Raw genomic sequence first — 17,603 nt, 5'->3', positions numbered from 1 at the left:
CTATAAATGAAAAAAACAATCAGAACATAAGGAAAAGTAATCACGAGGGTTGTGAATGAAATTGCAGTAATCCTGAGTATTTATTCATATAGATAAAGGCCGTCCAGGGCGATTGATCCAGGTCATCGCCGACAGAGGCTAAAAATGGCAGGCTTGTCCCCTTTCTCCGGGACGGTCTATCAGATTATGCAGTTACAGAAATTAGTCAATATGTTTGGTGGGGATCTTTTGCAACGCTATGGGCAAAAGGTTCATAAGCTGACGCTGCATGGCGGCTTTAGCTGCCCGAATCGCGATGGCACCATCGGGCGTGGTGGCTGCACGTTCTGTAACGTTGCGTCGTTTGCTGACGAAGCCCAGCAGCATAAATCTATCGCTGAACAGCTTGCCCATCAGGCGAGCCTGGTGAACCGCGCAAAGCAATATTTGGCCTATTTCCAGGCCTACACCAGCACTTGGGCTGAGGTGCAGGTACTGCGCTCTATGTATCAGCAGGCCGTCAGTCAGGCTAACATCGTTGGGCTGTGCGTGGGCACGCGCCCGGACTGCGTACCGGAGGCGGTGCTGGAGCTGCTCAGCGAGTACAAAGAACAAGGTTACGAGATCTGGCTGGAGCTGGGCTTGCAGACCGCACATGACAAAACGCTGCACCGAATCAATCGCGGCCATGATTTCGCCTGCTACCAGCGCACCACGCGGCTGGCCCGTGAGCGTGGGCTGAAGGTCTGTTCGCACCTGATTGTCGGTTTACCGGGGGAAGGGCGACAGCACGGTCTGGAGACGCTGGAAAAGGTGGTTGAGACCGGCGTGGACGGTATCAAGCTGCACCCGCTGCATATCGTGAAGGGCAGCATTATGGCGAAAGCCTGGGAGGCCGGGCGGTTAAGCGGTATTGAGCTTGAGGACTATACGGTGACGGCGGGGGAGATGATTCGCCACACACCGCCGGAAATTGTCTACCACCGTATTTCGGCCAGCGCTCGCCGTCCAACGCTTCTGGCACCGCTATGGTGTGAGAACCGCTGGACGGGGATGGTGGAAATCGACCGCTATCTACAGGAGAACGGTGTACAGGGTTCGGCGCTTGGCCGCCCGTGGGTTCCCCGTCTACCGGCGACGGCCGCCTAGCAGGCTTCCCAGCATGCCGCGCACTATCTGATTAGTGACCTGTCGCGCGGCGCTTTTCGCCATGGTTTGTACAACGCCATCACGCTTGCCGCCGCGCGGACCGGTGCTGCCGAACAGGATGTCTTTGAGCCCCCCGAGAATACCGTCATCCACGGCGACAGACTGCCCTTTAGCGGCAGGCGCATCCTGCGATTCCGTTGTCGCCTGGACCCCTTTTTGTAGCATCTCGAATGCGGACTCGCGATCCACCTCGTCTTCGTACTTCCCGTAAACCGGAGAGTGGTTAATCAGACCGTTACGCTCATCGTCGGTCACCGGCCCCATGCGCGAGCAGGGCGCGATCACCATGGCGCGTTCCACCACGGACGGGCTGCCCTTCGCATCCAGGAACGAGATCAGCGCTTCACCGGTGCCTAACGCCTGAATCGCCGCTTCGGTATCAAAGGCCGGATTGGCGCGCATGGTTTGCGCGGCGGCCTTAACGGCTTTCTGATCTTTCGGCGTAAAGGCGCGTAGGGCGTGCTGCACGCGGTTACCAAGTTGCCCGAGCACGTTGTCCGGAATATCTGACGGATTTTGCGAAACAAACCAGACGCCAACACCTTTGGAACGGATCAGGCGGATAACCTGTTCAATCTTGTCCAGTAGTACCTGTGGGGCATCGTTAAACAGCAAGTGTGCTTCGTCAAAGAAGAACACCAGTTTGGGCTTTTCCAGGTCACCGGCTTCGGGTAGCTGTTCGTAGAGCTCAGAGAGCATCCACAGCAGGCTGGCGGCGTAAAGCTTCGGCATCTGATAGAGCTTCTCAGAACTCAGAATGTTGATGATGCCTTTGCCGTTGCTGTCGGTGCGCATCCAGTCTTTGATATCCAGCATCGGCTCGCCGAAGAAGTGTTCGGCCCCCTGTTGCTCCAGGGTCAGCAACCCACGCTGAATGGCGCCCACCGAGGCGCTGCTGATATTGCCGTACTGGTTCTGGAAGGATTTAGCGTTATCGCCGATGTATTGGGTAATGGCGCGCAGATCTTTGAAATCGAGGAGCAGTAGCCCCTGGTCATCGGCAATACGGAAGATAATATTCAATACGCCGGACTGCACGTCGTTGAGGTTAAGCAGACGGGCCAGCAGCAGCGGGCCGAGATCGGAGACGGTCGCGCGCACCGGGTGGCCTTTCTCACCGAAGATATCCCACACCACCACCGGATTGTTATGCGGCGTCCAGTCCGTGATGCCAATATTCTTCAGCCGTTCGAGCAGTTTTTCAGAGGCCGTCCCTTCCTGAGCGACACCGGTTAAATCGCCTTTCACGTCAGCCATAAAGACCGGCACGCCAATCTCCGAAAGCGACTCCGCCAGCTTTTGCAGGGTCACGGTTTTCCCCGTCCCGGTCGCGCCGGTGATCAAACCGTGGCGGTTCGCCATCGCGGGCAGTAAATACAGCTCTTTTTCCAGCGTCCTGGCAATTAACAATGGTGTACTCATAATGCGCTTCCTCTCTTAGTCCTGGGTGGAGTATAGGCAACCTGGTCGCAATTTGGTTGAGTAAATTCCTGACTTTGCGGCGCATTATCCAGCGCGGACTATGCTTTTGCATACGGTTCACAAAATAGTGGGAAACTATGTCCAGATTCTTCTTTAACGATCGCAAACAGCTGGTCAACGATGCCATTGAAGGCATACTGCTTTCTGCGCCACATGCAAATCTCGTCAAACTTGATATCGATCCGGCCATCAGGATCGTCGCGCGCGGCGACTGGGACAAAAGCCGCGTGGCGGTGATCTCCGGCGGTGGCTCTGGTCATGAGCCTGCACACGCCGGGTTTGTCGGCAAAGGCATGCTGACGGCGGCGGTGTGCGGCGATCTGTTTGCTTCGCCGAGCGTGGATGCGGTACTGAACGCCATTGTGGCGGTAACGGGCGATCGCGGTTGTCTGCTGATCGTCAAAAACTATACCGGCGACCGCTTGAACTTCGGTCTGGCAGCGGAAAAGGCCAAACGCTATGGCCTGAAGGTGGAGATGGTGATTGTTGCCGATGACATCGCGCTGCCGGATAACAAGCAGCCGCGCGGCATTGCCGGTACGGCGCTGGTACATAAGATTGCAGGTTATGCGGCGGAGCACGGGAAATCACTGAGTGAAGTGCGGGATATTGCGCAACAGGCCTGCGATAATCTCTGGAGCCTGGGCGTTGCGATGCAAACCTGTAACCTGCCAGGCAGTGATGATGGAGAAGGGCGAATTAAGCAAGGTCATGTGGAACTGGGGCTCGGTATTCACGGGGAGCCGGGAGCTTCGGTGGTTGATACGCAAAACAGCAAAGCCATTATCGACACGCTGGTAACACCGTTACGCGAGCAGGCGGGAGAGGGGCGCTTTGCAGTGCTGATTAACAATCTTGGCGGCGTGTCGGCGCTGGAGATGGCGCTGCTCACCAAAGAGCTGGCGCACTCGGCTCTGAAAGAGCATATCGCGTACCTGATTGGCCCCGCGCCGCTGGTGAGTGCCCTGGATATGAAGGGCTTTTCCCTGACGTTATTGAAGCTTAACGACCTCTTTGAAAAAGCGCTCCATGAAGAGGTTGAGACGCTGGGCTGGCAAAAACCAGTGGCGTTTGCCCCCTTGCGTGTACAGGAACATAGCGCGCTGCATGACCGCGTGGAATATACCCCATCTGCTAACGCAGAGGTGGGCGAGTATGTCTCCCAGGTAACAACCACGCTGATTAAGCTTGAAAATCGGCTCAATGCACTGGATGCCAAAGTGGGGGATGGCGATACCGGCTCTACCTTTGCGCAAGGAGCGCGAGACATTGCGCAGCGCCTTGAGGAGCACAAACTGCCTCTGGATGATATCCCAACGCTGCTGTTGCTGGTAGGCGAGCGGTTGGCCACGGTGATGGGCGGATCGAGTGGCGTGCTGATGTCGATCTTCTTTACGGCGGCCGGACAAAAGCTGCATGACGGGAAGCCGTTGCCGGAGGCCCTGCTGAGTGGGCTGGCGCAGATGAAGCAGTACGGTGGGGCTGATCTTGGCGATCGTACGCTGATCGACGCGCTGCAGCCCGCGCTGGAGGCGTTGCTGAAAGGCGATCTTCACGCGGCGGCGCAGGCTGCGCGGCAGGGTGCCGAAGCGACCGCGAAAATGCAGAAAGCCGGAGCGGGGCGTTCGTCGTATGTGAATAAAGAGAATCTGGATGGAGTAATGGATCCGGGGGCGGTCGCGGTGGCAGAGGTGTTTGCTGCGCTGGCTCGGTAGTGTAGAAATGCCGGGTGGCGGCTACGCCTTACCCGGCCTGCAAACATGATGTCCGCGTGAAAATCAAAAATCCGCTTTCAACACCACGCGATAACGGGCTTTGCCGTCACGCACGTGCTGGATCGCTTCGTTGATTTTTGACATCGGATACAGCTCAGTAGTCGGAGCCACTTTGGTGCGTCCGGCAAACTTCATCAGTTTGCGCAATTCGAATGGCGTACCGGTGGCAGAGCCGGACACGCTGCGATCCCCGCCAATCAAGGTAAACGCCGGAACGGGCAGCGGCTTCATCACGGCACCTACGGTGTGGAAGTTTCCGCCGTAGGCCAGCGCTTCAAAATACGGCTGCCAGTCGAGATCGACGTTGACGGTGTTGATGATGAGATCAAACTGGCCTGCCAGCGCGTTCAGCGCATGCGGATCTCGGCTGTTCACAACCTTGTCTGCACCCATCGCCAGCACTTCTTTCTCTTTCGCCGGGTTTGAACTGAACGCTGTGACTTCACAGCCCATCGCGTGCAGCAGTTTGATGGCGATATGCCCCAGTCCGCCAATACCGATGACGCCCACGCGGCTGGTGGCAGTGATATGGTGCATCAGCAGAGGTTTGAAGACGGTAATACCACCACACAGCAATGGACCGGCGGATTCGATATCAATGCTGTCCGGCAGTGGAATGACCCATTGCCAGTCGGCGCGCAGCTTATCGGCAAAACCACCTTTGTTAAGTATGGTAGGAACGGCGCCTTCGAGGCAGTTGATCTGATTACCGCTGATACAGGCATCGCAGTGGCCACAGCTGCGTGCTGTCCAGCCAATGCCCACGCGTTGACCCACTTTCAGTCCTTTGTCCTGCGCGGCGCTACCGAGCGCCACGACGCGGCCAATCACTTCGTGTCCGGCAACCAGCGGGTAGCTGGAGAAGCCCCATTCGTTGTCGATCATCGAGAGATCCGAGTGGCAGATCCCGCAGTAATCAACCTGTACTTCGACGTCTTCTGCTTTTAGTTCGCCCGCATCGTACTCGTAAAGCTCAAGTTCTGCACCTGCCTGCGGTGCGGCGTAGCTTTTTATCTTCGACATCGTGTTTCCCCCGTTGTGGTGTGAACTGAGAGTGTAGAGCATTCAGTTCAGCACCGCTTAACAGAAGAGGGCGGCAATATTATTTACAGATTTTTCAGCATCCTGACTTCGCAATCGACGTGGCCGGTACAACCGAGCGGTGCATCAATATGCTCAAAGCCCAGATGTTCATACAGGCCAATGGCCTCTTTGAGGAAGGCGGTTGTTTCGAGGTAACAGCGCGTAAAACCCTGCTTACGTGCGTGTTCCAGGGCGATCAGTGCCAGCTTTTTCGCCAGTCCTTGCCCGCGTGCAGTTGGGAGGAAATACATTTTCTGTAGTTCGCAGATATCCGGCTCGCTACAACTGAGTGGCGCCACGCCGCCGCCGCCCACAACCAGACCATTCTGCTCGATTACCCAATAGGCATGCCCTGGCTGGCTGTAGAGCTGAAAAAGCTCATCCAGATTTGGGTCTGCAACCGTGTAGCCTTTGTCAGCCGTCAGGCCATATTCGGCAGAAACGGTGCGGATAACGGCGGCAATAGCCGGGTTATCCTGCTCAGTGATCCGACGCATCGTCGTCGCGACGGGGGTAATCACGCTCATAGCATTACTCATTACAAAAATTGACACATAACTGCTGTTAATAGCACCGCAGAAAGGGGAGTGCAAGCGAGGAGTTTTCAGGAAGGTTACCCCTTACGCCCTGAAGCGTAAGGGGTAAAAGCATTACAGGGCGGCAATCACTGCCTGCTGCTCAATCAGTTTGGTCTTCGCATCGGCGAAAGCAACCAGACGCTCACGCTCTTTGGCGATGACCGCTTCCGGCGCGCGGGCCACAAAGCCTTCGTTCGCCAGCTTGCTTTCGATTTTGCCGATTTCCACGTCGACTTTCGCCACTTCTTTCGCCAGACGAGCCAGCTCGGCGTCTTTGTCGATCAGGCCCGCCATCGGGATAAGCAGCTCTGCGCCGTCGATGATTTTAGTCACGGATACCGGACCTTTATCATCTGCAGGCAGCACAGTGATGCTTTCCAGACGCGCCATGGTTTTCAGGAAGGTGTTGTTCTCGGTGACACGACGAACAGCAGCTTCACTGCAACCACGCAGCAGCAATTCCAGCGGTTTACCCGGGGCGATGTTCATTTCTGCACGAATGTTACGTACTGCAACGATCGCCTGTTTCAGCCATTCGGTATCTGCTGACGCAGCGTCATCAACCTTCGCCGCATCGAATTCCGGGAATGGTTGCAGCATGATGGTGTCTGCGTTGATGCCAGCAATCACTTTCACACGCTGCCAGATGGTTTCGGTGATGAATGGAATGACTGGATGCGCAAGACGCAGCAGACCTTCCAGCACGGTAATCAGCGTGTTGCGCGTGCCGCGCAGCTCCGCCTCAGAACCGCCGTTCATCACTGGCTTCGCCAGCTCCAGGTACCAGTCACAGAACTGGTTCCAGGTGAATTCGTACAGGATGCCTGCCGCGATATCGAAGCGGTAGCTGTCCAGCGCCTCGCGGAACGCTTTCACCGTCTGGTTGAATTCCGCGAGGATCCAACGGTCTGCCAGAGACAGAGTCATCTCGCCGCCGTTGAAGCCGCAATCCTGATCTTCGGTGTTCATCAGCACGAAGCGGCTGGCGTTCCACAGCTTGTTACAGAAGTTACGGTAACCTTCCAGACGCTTCATGTCCCAGTTGATGTCACGGCCAGTAGAAGCCAGTGCCGCCAGGGTGAAACGCAGGGCGTCAGTACCGTGAGGCTCGATCCCGTTCGGGAACTGTTTCTCGGTACGCTTGCGGATTTTCTCAGCCAGCTGCGGCTGCATCATATTACCGGTGCGTTTTTCCAGCAGCTCTTCCAGGGAGATACCGTCAACCATATCCAGTGGGTCAATAACGTTACCCTTGGATTTAGACATCTTCTGGCCTTCGTCGTCACGGATCAGACCGGTCATGTAGACGGTATGGAACGGAACCTGCGGTTTACCGTCTTCATCTTTGATGAAGTGCATGGTCATCATGATCATGCGGGCAATCCAGAAGAAGATGATGTCGAAGCCGGAAACCATCACGCTGGTTGGGTGGAACTGACGCAGCGCGTCGGTGTTTTCTGGCCAGCCGAGGGTGGAGAAGGTCCACAGCGCGGAAGAGAACCAGGTATCCAGCACGTCTTCGTCCTGGCGCAGCGCAACGTCAGCGCTCAGGTTATTTTCCTGACGAACTTCTTCTTCCGTGCGGCCAACGTAGACATTGCCTTCGTTGTCGTACCATGCCGGGATGCGGTGACCCCACCACAGCTGACGGGAGATACACCAGTCCTGAATATCACGCATCCAGGAGAAGTACATGTTTTCGTACTGCTTCGGCACGAACTGGATGCTGCCGTTTTCAACCGCTTCAACAGCCGGTTTCGCCAGTACGTCAGCACGCACGTACCACTGGTCAGTCAGCATTGGCTCGATAACCACACCGCCACGGTCGCCGTACGGCACGGTCAGATCGTGAGGTTTGATCTCTTCCAGCAGGCCGAGTGCGTCAACGGCAGCCACAATCGCTTTACGCGCGGCAAAACGTTCCATTTTCTGGAATTCTGCCGGGATAGCGTTTGAGTAAACGTCAGTTTCTTCGCCTTTGGTATCGTACACTTCTGCGCTTTCACGGATATCACCGTCGAAGGTCAGAATGTTGATCATTGGCAGGGCGTGACGACGACCGACTTCGTAGTCGTTAAAGTCGTGCGCCGGGGTGATTTTCACGCAGCCGGTACCTTTTTCCATGTCGGCGTGTTCGTCGCCCACGATCGGAATACGGCGGTTAACCAGCGGCAGCACCACGAATTTGCCGATCAGATCTTTATAACGTGGATCTTCCGGGTTAACAGCCACGCCGGTATCGCCCAGCAGGGTTTCCGGACGAGTCGTCGCGACCACCAGGTAATCTTTACCATCGGCGGTTTTTGCACCGTCAGCCAGCGGATAGCGGATATGCCACATGGAGCCTTTAGACTCGCGGTTTTCCACTTCCAGGTCAGAAATTGCGGTGCGCAGTTTCGGATCCCAGTTTACCAGGCGTTTGCCACGGTAAATCAGGTCTTCTTTATACAGACGGACGAAGACTTCTTTAACGGCGTTGGACAGGCCTTCATCCATGGTGAAGCGCTCACGCTCCCAGTCCACGGAGTTGCCAAGACGACGCATCTGACGGGTAATGGTGCCGCCAGATTCCGCTTTCCACTGCCAGATTTTGTCGATGAACGCGTCGCGACCGTAGTCGTGGCGAGTTTTACCTTCTTCCGCGGCAATTTTACGTTCAACCACCATCTGGGTCGCGATACCCGCGTGGTCAGTACCCGCTTGCCACAGGGTATTTTTACCCTGCATGCGCTGGTAGCGGATCATGGTGTCCATGATGGTCTGCTGGAAAGCATGACCCATATGCAAACTGCCGGTGACGTTCGGCGGCGGGATCATGATGCAGAAGGACTCTTTGCTTTCGTCGCCGTTAGGCTTGAAATAGCCCTGCTGTTCCCAGTGCTCGTAAAGCGGCTGTTCGATATCGCGTGGGTTATATGTCTTTTCCATTATTTCCAGGTTGCCGTATTCAGGTTAAAACCAGCCAGGCGGTACGCTTTATAGCGTTCGCGCGCCAGTTGTTTCAAAGATTCTTCGTAAGGGACAAAGTCTACCACTTCTGTGAAAGCGGTGGCAAAATCTGCAAAATCTATCCGCAGGCTAATCAGAATATCGCGCGCGCTGCTGTTGCGCTTTTGCGGCCAGGCAATTTCGACCGGCGCACCGCCGCGCGGACCTTCGCCAGACAGGTTATGCGGCACGAAACTCTCAGGCGGACGTGCCCACAACGCTTCATCAAGCCGTATAGCCTGCTGTTCATCTTCGCAGGCAATCAAAACGCGCTTGCCTGCTCGCCAACGTTCTGCGGCAATTTCACACACCAGCTGTTCGACGGCGCTGAGGCCATCCTGATGGGTGTCGTTGTCCAGAAGGTAGAACGTTGCATTCTTCATATATGGGGCTTCTTGTCATGGATTTAAATGCAAAGCCGGGTAAGCGTAGTGCCACCCGGCGTTTTACATCACTCGTCGCCGTTAAACCCAGCGCGATTCAGCAGGAACTGCGAGAGTAACGCGACCGGACGACCGGTTGCGCCTTTGGCTTTACCGGAACGCCATGCGGTGCCCGCGATATCCAGGTGTGCCCAGTTGTACTTGCGGGTGAAGCGTGCCAGGAAGCAACCTGCGGTGATAGCACCGCCAGGACGGCCGCCGATGTTCGCCATATCCGCAAAGTTAGACTCCAGCTGCTCCTGATACTCATCACCCAGCGGCAGACGCCATGCGCGGTCACCGGCTTGTTCCGAGGCACCAATCAGTTCGTGTGCCAGCGGATTGTGATTCGACATCAGGCCGGTAATGTGATGGCCCAGCGCGATCACGCAGGCACCGGTCAGAGTAGCCACGTCGATGACCGCTTCAGGTTCGAAACGCTCAACGTAGGTCAGCACGTCACACAGCACCAGACGGCCTTCGGCGTCAGTGTTCAAGACTTCAACCGTCTGGCCAGACATGGTGGTCAGGACGTCACCCGGACGATAAGCGCGACCGCCAGGCATGTTTTCGCAGCCTGCCAGTACGCCAGTGACGTTAATCGGCAACTGAAGTTCTGCGACCATACGCATCACGCCGTATACGGCCGCTGCGCCGCACATGTCGTATTTCATCTCGTCCATGCCTTCGGCAGGTTTGATCGAGATACCGCCGGAGTCGAAGGTCAGGCCCTTGCCGACGAGCACGATTGGACGTGCATCTTCGGACGGGTTGCCCTTGTATTCGATGACTGACATCAGGGATTCGTTCTGAGAGCCGTTACCGACGGCCAGATACGAGTGCATCCCCAGCTCTTTCATCTGCTGTTCGCCGATAACGCGGGTGATGACATTCTTGCTGTAGGTATCAGCCAACTGGCGCGCCTGGGAAGCCAGATACGCGGCGTTACAGATGTTAGGCGGCATGTTACCGAGATCTTTCGCCGCCTTAATGCCAGCCGCAATCGCCAGACCGTGCTGAATAGCGCGCTCGCCGCTGGTCAGCTCACGACGGGTTGGCACGTTGAAGACCATTTTACGCAGCGGGCGACGCGGCTCGCTTTTATTGGTCTTCAGCTGATCGAAACTGTACAGGCTCTCTTTTGCTGTTTCGACAGCCTGGCGCACTTTCCAGTAGGTGTTACGGCCTTTGACGTGCAGTTCTGTCAGGAAGCAGACGGCTTCCATTGAACCGGTATCATTTAGCGTATTGATCGTTTTCTGAATCACCTGCTTATACTGGCGTTCATCCAGCTCGCGCTCTTTACCGCAGCCAATCAGCAGAATGCGCTCGGACAGTACGTTCGGAACATGGTGCAGTAACAGCGTCTGCCCAGGTTTGCCTTCCAGTTCGCCACGGCGCAGCAGGGCGCTAATGTAGCCGTCACTGATTTTATCGAGTTGTTCGGCGATCGGGGAGAGTCGGCGTGGTTCAAAGACGCCCACAACGATGCAGGCACTCCGCTGTTTCTCCGGGCTACCGCTTTTTACACTGAACTCCATGCACTACGCTCCTGAATCTTAAAGACAACGGCGGCAGCTACAGATAGAATTGAAAGCTTTCGTAACTCATGTCCGCTGTTGTGGTGACTTCGTGTTAATCTTACGTTATTACGGTTTCGACACGTCAGAAAAAAGTCCTGAAGCGTGAATCCGCCGGGTGTTTTAATCTTAGCGATGATTTCGACGACTCAAGAGAATAAATGACGTTTAAGCCATGAAACAAGCGATTTTCCAGCAAAGAGACGGGTTTTTACGGGCGTATTTAAAGTGATAATCATAAGATATCTGGTGCGGGAGACGCTCAAAAGCCAACTGGCGATCCTCTTCATCCTGCTGCTGATTTTTTTCTGTCAGAAGTTGGTTAAGATCCTCGGTGCGGCCGTTGACGGCGAAATTCCAACGAATCTGGTGCTTTCCCTGCTTGGTTTAGGGATCCCGGAAATGGCGCAGCTTATCCTGCCGCTAAGTCTTTTCCTTGGTCTGCTCATGACGCTTGGTAAGCTCTACACCGAGAGTGAAATCACGGTGATGCATGCCTGTGGTCTGAGCAAAGCCGTGCTGGTGAAGGCCGCGATGATACTGGCGCTGTTCACCGGTATCGTTGCTGCGGTGAATGTAATGTGGGCAGGTCCCATGTCCTCCCGTCATCAGGACGAAGTGCTGGCCGAAGCGAAAGCGAACCCCGGCATGGCGGCATTAGCCCAGGGGCAGTTCCAGCAGGCGACTGACGGTAACTCTGTGCTGTTTATTGAGAGCGTAGACGGCAGTAAATTCAACGACGTATTTCTGGCGCAGCTGCGTACGAAAGGTAACGCACGTCCGTCGGTGGTCGTCGCCGACTCTGGCCAGCTTGCTCAGCGCAAAGATGGTTCGCAGATTGTGACGCTGAATACAGGTACCCGTTTTGAAGGTACCGCGATGCTGCGTGACTTCCGTATCACGGACTTCCAGAACTACCAGGCCATTATTGGTCATCAGGCTGTGGCGCTCGACCCATCGGATACCGAGCAAATGGACATGCGTACGCTGTGGAATACCGATACCGACAGAGCGCGCGCTGAGTTCCACTGGCGAATTACTCTCGTCTTTACGGTGTTTATGATGGCATTGATTGTGGTTCCGCTGAGCGTGGTCAACCCTCGCCAGGGACGTGTGCTCTCCATGCTGCCGGCGATGTTGCTGTACCTGATCTACTTCCTGCTGCAAACCTCGATTCGCTCAAACGGTGCTAAGGGTAAGCTGGATCCCATGGTCTGGACATGGGTCGTCAACAGCTTGTACATCTTACTGGCGCTGGGATTAAACCTGTGGGATACGGTGCCAGTGCGCCGCATACGTGCCCGATTCTCGCGTAAAGGAGCCATCTAATGCAGGCGTTTGGCGTTCTTGATCGCTATATCGGTAAAACCATTTTTACTACCATCATGATGACGTTGTTCATGCTGGTGTCGCTCTCCGGCATTATCAAATTTGTCGATCAGCTGAAAAAAGCCGGGCAGGGGAGCTATGACGCGATGGGCGCGGGGATGTACACCCTGCTCAGCGTGCCGAAAGATGTGCAAATCTTCTTCCCGATGGCAGCCCTGTTAGGTGCGCTGTTGGGGCTGGGGATGCTGGCCCAGCGCAGCGAGCTGGTCGTCATGCAGGCATCGGGCTTCACCCGTATGCAGGTTGCGCTGTCGGTAATGAAAACCGCGATTCCTCTGGTGCTGTTGACCATGGCGATTGGCGAGTGGGTGGCACCGCAAGGTGAACAAACGGCGCGTAACTACCGTGCTCAGGCAATGTACGGCGGCTCTCTGCTTTCCACTCAGCAAGGTCTGTGGGCGAAAGACGGAAAAAGCTTCGTCTACATTGAACGTGTAAAAGGCAACGATGAGTTAGGCGGCGTGAGTATCTACTCCTTCAACGACCAGCGTCGCTTGCTGTCTGTCAAACACGCCTCATCGGCGAAGTTTGATCCCGAACATAAGCAGTGGCGTTTGTCACAGGTAGATGAGTCTGACCTGACAGACCCGAAACAGATCACCGGTTCTCAGACGGTTTCCGGCACGTGGAAGACGAACCTCACGCCGGATAAGCTCGGTGTTGTGGCACTGGATCCAGATGCGCTCTCTATCAGCGGTTTACACAACTATGTGAAATACCTGAAGTCGAGCGGCCAGGATGCCGGACGTTATCAGCTCAACATGTGGAGCAAGATCTTCCAGCCAATGTCCGTGGCGGTGATGATGCTGATGGCGCTGTCGTTTATCTTCGGCCCCCTGCGTAGTGTGCCGATGGGTGTACGTGTGGTAACCGGTATCAGCTTTGGCTTTGTATTCTACGTGCTCGACCAGATCTTCGGCCCGCTGACGCTGGTTTACGGCATCCCACCGATTATTGGTGCGTTGCTGCCAAGCGCCAGTTTCCTCCTGATCAGCCTCTGGCTGCTTCTGAAACGCTCCTGATTGACCTCTCCTCGCTTCCGGTTAACCGGGAGCGGGGCTAATCTCCTGTTTCACGCCGCACTTTTTCTCACAACCTTCAACGCCCCGCCGCGAATTTGAGTATTATTGAGCGATAAAGTCGTGAAGGGATCCTCTATGAAGCAAATTCGAATGCTTGCCCAGTACTACGTCGACCTGATGATGAAGCTCGGGCTGGTGCGTTTCTCCATGCTGCTTGCGCTGGCACTGGTCGTTCTGGCCATCGTTGTGCAGATGGCCGTCACCATGGTTTTGCATGGTCAGGTTGAGAGTATCGACGTTATCCGCTCCATCTTCTTTGGCTTGCTCATTACCCCCTGGGCGGTCTACTTCCTCTCCGTGGTGGTTGAACAGCTGGAAGAATCCCGTCAGCGTTTGTCAAAACTGGTCGATAAACTGGAAGAGATGCGCGAGCGCGACCTGAAGCTCAATGTTCAGCTCAAAGACAACATTGCACAGCTGAACCAGGAGATTTCAGATCGTGAGAAGGCGGAAGCCGAACGTCAGGCCACACTGGAGCAGCTTAAAATCGAAATGAAAGAGCGTGAGGTAACGCAGATCCAGCTTGAGCAGCAATCCTCTTTCCTGCGTTCGTTCCTCGATGCTTCACCGGATCTGGTTTTCTACCGTAACGAAGACAAAGAGTTCTCCGGCTGTAACCGGGCGATGGAGCTGCTGACCGGGAAAAGTGAAAAGCAGCTGATTCACCTGAAACCTCAGGATGTCTATTCTGAGGAGGCGGCGGCCAAGGTCATGGAGACAGATGAAAAAGTCTTCCGCCACAACGTCTCGCTGACCTATGAACAGTGGCTGGATTACCCGGACGGGCGCAAAGCCTGCTTTGAGATCCGTAAAGTGCCGTACTACGACCGCGTCGGGAAACGTCATGGCCTGATGGGCTTTGGTCGCGATATTACCGAGCGTAAGCGCTATCAGGATGCCCTGGAACGTGCCAGCCGCGATAAGACCACCTTTATTTCCACCATCAGCCACGAACTGCGTACGCCGCTTAATGGCATTGTCGGTCTGAGCCGTATTTTGCTGGACACCGATCTGACTGCGGAACAGGAAAAATACCTCAAAACTATCCATGTCTCGGCGGTCACGCTGGGGAATATCTTCAATGATATTATCGACATGGATAAGATGGAGCGCCGTAAAGTCCAGCTGGATAACCAGCCGGTTGATTTCACCAGCTTTATGGCCGATCTGGAAAACTTGTCCGGTCTGCAGGCACAGCAGAAGGGGCTGAGTTTTGTGATGGAACCCTCCCTGCCACTGCCGCATAAAGTGGTCACGGACGGTACCCGCCTGCGCCAGATCCTGTGGAACCTTATCAGTAATGCTGTGAAATTTACCCAGAAGGGGCAGGTTGCGGTGCGCATCCGCTATGACGAAGGTGACATGCTGCACTTTGAGGTGGAAGACTCCGGGATTGGTATTCCGCAGGAGGAGCAGGACAAAATATTCGCGATGTACTACCAGGTGAAAGACAGCAACGGCGGGAAACCTGCCACCGGTACAGGCATTGGCCTGGCGGTATCTAAACGGCTTGCGAAGAGTATGGGCGGGGACATTACGGTAACCAGCCAGGCGGGCAAAGGCTCGACCTTCACGCTGACGGTACATGCGCCAGCGGTGGCTGAAGAGGTTGAGGATACCTTTGAAAACGACGATATGCCGCTGCCCGCGCTACACGTCCTGTTGGTGGAAGACATCGAGCTGAACGTGATTGTGGCACGCTCGGTGCTGGAAAAATTGGGTAACAGTGTGGACGTGGCAATGACCGGTAAAGCCGCGCTGGAGATGTTTAAACCGGGTGAATATGACCTCGTCCTGCTGGATATTCAACTGCCGGATATGACCGGGCTGGATATCTCACGTGAACTGACGAGCAAGTATGCCGCTGACGATCTGCCGCCGCTGGTCGCGCTGACGGCGAACGTGCTGAAAGACAAAAAAGAGTACCTCGATGCCGGTATGGATGATGTGCTTAGCAAACCGCTGGCGGTGCCTGCCCTGACCGCCATGATCAAGAAGTTCTGGGATACCCGTGATGAAGAGGAGAGCACCATGACGTCTGTTGATAGCGCAAAAGCCCAAACGATACTCGATACCGCGATGCTGGAGCAGTATATCGATCTGGTTGGTCCAAAACTGATTACCGACGGTCTGGCTGTGTTCGAAAAGATGATGCCTGGCTATCTGAGTGTGCTGGAATCAAACCTGACGGCACGAGACCAGAAAGGTATTGTGGAAGAAGGGCATAAAATCAAAGGTGCGGCCGGCTCGGTTGGCCTGCGTCACCTGCAACAGCTGGGACAACAGATTCAGTCGCCTGATTTACCTGCATGGGAAGATAACGTGGGTGATTGGGTCGAAGAGATGAAACAAGAGTGGCAAAACGATGTTGCGGTACTTAAAGCCTGGGTCGACGCCAGAAAAAAATGACCCCGGCTTAACCGGGGTGCGCGAATACTGCGCCAACACCAGGGAAATCTTGGCTGCGCCTGTTTTTTCAAGTTATTTTCGAATGGGCGCCGCCTGAAAAATTTAGGCCGCACGCAGATAAGATAGCAAATCTTAAATGGTTTGTTACATGAATCAGTGAAATGTGTGAAGCATAGCGTTTTAATCAAAATTATTAATGTGCTTCAGCGAGTTGCAGAGAAGGAACCTGATGATGAAAAAGATTGGTGTCGTGCTGAGCGGATGTGGTGTTTACGACGGTTCAGAGATACATGAAGCCGTCATCACATTGTTGGCGCTTTCCCGAAACGGAGCTGATGTTGTCTGCTTCGCGCCGGATAAAAGCCAGACTGATGTAATTAATCATTTGACCGGCGAGCCGATGGCGGAAACTCGTAACGTGTTGATTGAAGCGGCACGCATTGTTCGCGGCGATATTCACCCTCTTAATCAGGCTAATGCTTCAGAGCTTGATGGGTTAATTGTGCCAGGCGGGTTTGGCGCAGCGAAAAACCTGAGCAGCTTTGCTTCCCAGGGGGCAGAGTGCCATGTTGATCCGGATTTAAAAGCGCTGTCACGTGCGATGCACGCTGCGGGTAAACCGCTGGGTTTTATCTGTATTGCCCCGGCGATGCTGCCGAAAATTTTTGATTTCCCACTGCGCCTGACCATTGGGACCGACATCGACACTGCTGAAGTTGTTGAGGATATGGGCGGCGAACATGTGCCGTGTCCTGTCGATGACATCGTGGTGGACGAAGACAATAAAATTATTACCACGCCTGCATACATGCTGGCGCAGAATATTGCTGAAGCAGCCACGGGCATTGAAAAGCTGGTGGACAGAGTGCTGGTGCTTGCTGAATGAGTCGTAAGTTCAGTCCCGGTGCAAGGTTAAAGCGTATCCTGCTGAGAGCTCTGCTCGTACTGGCGGTCTTCTGGGGCGGCGGGATTGCTTTATTCAGCATTGTACCGGTCCCTTTCTCTGCTGTGATGGTTGAGCGCCAGATTGGCGCATGGCTCTCTGGGGATTTCCGCTATGTTGCACATTCCGACTGGGTGAGCATGGACGAGATCTCACCGTTCATGGGGCTGGCAGTCATCGCGGCAGAGGATCAGAAATTCCCGGAGCACTGGGGGTTCGACGTGGCGGCCATTGAGAAGGCGCTTGCTCATAACGAACGCCACGAAAATCGCGTGCGCGGCGCGTCGACGTTGTCGCAGCAGACGGCCAAAAATCTGTTTTTATGGGATGGTCGAAGCTGGGTGCGAAAAGGGCTGGAAGCGGGGTTGACCCTGGGGATGGAAACGGTCTGGAGTAAAAGACGCATTCTGACCGTCTATCTCAATATCGCTGAGTTTGGCGACGGCGTATTTGGTGTGGAAGCCGCTGCGCAGCGTTATTTCAATAAGCCTGCAAGCCGTCTAAGTATGTCAGAAGCTGCGCTATTGGCCGCTGTTTTACCTAATCCCATCCGTTTTAAAGCCAGTGCCCCATCAGGCTACGTGCGAAGCCGACAGGCGTGGATTATGCGCCAGATGAATCAACTGGGCGGGGAGGGGTTTATGCAGCGTAATAATCTCATGTAGGGCGGGTAAGCACAGCGCC

The 17,603-nt window shown here is 55.1% G+C and carries 13 protein-coding genes; 7 read left to right on the top strand and 6 right to left on the bottom strand.

Annotation, left to right across the window (positions count from 1 at the left end; translation table 11 throughout):
- The first annotated feature begins 186 nt into the window (after positions 1-186).
- The gene (locus JGF26_RS18120) at positions 187-1,128 is read left to right on the top strand and encodes a TIGR01212 family radical SAM protein (RefSeq protein ID WP_134708514.1); all 942 of its coding nucleotides are present in this window, start codon (positions 187-189) and stop codon (positions 1,126-1,128) included.
- Here JGF26_RS18120 and JGF26_RS18115 read toward each other — a convergent pair.
- A complete protein-coding gene (locus JGF26_RS18115) occupies positions 1,108-2,610 on the bottom strand; it encodes a helicase HerA-like C-terminal domain-containing protein (protein WP_128348198.1) in 1,503 nt (500 codons plus the stop codon). The genes JGF26_RS18120 and JGF26_RS18115 overlap by 21 nt on opposite strands.
- 137 nt (positions 2,611-2,747) lie before the next feature.
- Here JGF26_RS18115 and JGF26_RS18110 point away from each other — a divergent pair, with 137 nt between their 5' ends.
- Positions 2,748-4,385: a dihydroxyacetone kinase subunit DhaK gene (locus tag JGF26_RS18110; RefSeq protein WP_129324195.1), complete on the top strand. Its 1,638-nt coding sequence runs from the start codon at positions 2,748-2,750 to the stop codon at positions 4,383-4,385.
- Positions 4,386-4,448: 63 nt separating this feature from the next.
- On the opposite strand, the gene JGF26_RS18105 is transcribed toward JGF26_RS18110, so the two are convergent.
- The 5 genes from JGF26_RS18105 to pepA all read right to left on the bottom strand — a co-directional run bounded on the left by JGF26_RS18105 (position 4,449) and on the right by pepA (position 11,057).
- Positions 4,449-5,468 carry an NAD(P)-dependent alcohol dehydrogenase gene (locus tag JGF26_RS18105; RefSeq protein WP_028017016.1) on the bottom strand — a complete coding sequence of 340 codons (1,020 nt, stop codon included), beginning with the start codon at positions 5,466-5,468 and terminating at the stop codon, positions 4,449-4,451.
- Between the two features lie 83 nt (positions 5,469-5,551).
- Complete coding sequence (locus JGF26_RS18100; protein ID WP_028017017.1) at positions 5,552-6,055, bottom strand: GNAT family N-acetyltransferase; 504 nt, start codon at positions 6,053-6,055, stop codon at positions 5,552-5,554.
- A 123-nt stretch (positions 6,056-6,178) separates the two neighbouring features.
- Complete coding sequence (locus JGF26_RS18095) at positions 6,179-9,034, bottom strand: valine--tRNA ligase (RefSeq protein WP_108091088.1); 2,856 nt, start codon at positions 9,032-9,034, stop codon at positions 6,179-6,181.
- A complete protein-coding gene (gene holC / locus JGF26_RS18090; RefSeq protein ID WP_008502815.1) occupies positions 9,034-9,477 on the bottom strand; it encodes a DNA polymerase III subunit chi in 444 nt (147 codons plus the stop codon). Before holC ends, JGF26_RS18095 begins: the two co-directional genes overlap by 1 nt.
- 68 nt (positions 9,478-9,545) lie before the next feature.
- On the bottom strand, positions 9,546-11,057 hold the full coding sequence (gene pepA, locus JGF26_RS18085) for a leucyl aminopeptidase (RefSeq protein ID WP_028017019.1): 1,512 nt from the start codon (positions 11,055-11,057) through the stop codon (positions 9,546-9,548).
- Positions 11,058-11,324: 267 nt separating this feature from the next.
- Here pepA and lptF point away from each other — a divergent pair, with 267 nt between their 5' ends.
- From lptF to mtgA, 5 genes are all read left to right on the top strand, one after another.
- Positions 11,325-12,425 carry an LPS export ABC transporter permease LptF gene (gene lptF / locus JGF26_RS18080; RefSeq protein WP_028017020.1) on the top strand — a complete coding sequence of 367 codons (1,101 nt, stop codon included), beginning with the start codon at positions 11,325-11,327 and terminating at the stop codon, positions 12,423-12,425.
- Positions 12,425-13,507, top strand: a complete 1,083-nt coding sequence (gene lptG / locus JGF26_RS18075) for an LPS export ABC transporter permease LptG (protein ID WP_028017021.1) — start codon at positions 12,425-12,427, stop codon at positions 13,505-13,507. Before lptF ends, lptG begins: the two co-directional genes overlap by 1 nt.
- A 135-nt stretch (positions 13,508-13,642) precedes the next feature.
- A complete protein-coding gene (gene arcB, locus JGF26_RS18070; protein ID WP_028017022.1) occupies positions 13,643-15,976 on the top strand; it encodes an aerobic respiration two-component sensor histidine kinase ArcB in 2,334 nt (777 codons plus the stop codon).
- 232 nt (positions 15,977-16,208) lie between these two features.
- Positions 16,209-16,862, top strand: coding sequence for an isoprenoid biosynthesis glyoxalase ElbB (gene elbB, locus JGF26_RS18065; protein ID WP_028017023.1), 654 nt, complete (start codon positions 16,209-16,211; stop codon positions 16,860-16,862).
- A complete protein-coding gene (mtgA, locus tag JGF26_RS18060; RefSeq protein ID WP_028017024.1) occupies positions 16,859-17,584 on the top strand; it encodes a monofunctional biosynthetic peptidoglycan transglycosylase in 726 nt (241 codons plus the stop codon). Before elbB ends, mtgA begins: the two co-directional genes overlap by 4 nt.
- Positions 17,585-17,603 lie beyond the last annotated feature (19 nt).

Source organism: Enterobacter sp. E1, assembly GCF_016809815.1.
Classification (GTDB): Bacteria; Pseudomonadota; Gammaproteobacteria; order Enterobacterales; family Enterobacteriaceae; genus Enterobacter; species Enterobacter adelaidei.
This window is presented reverse-complemented; position numbering and strand designations above follow the sequence as displayed.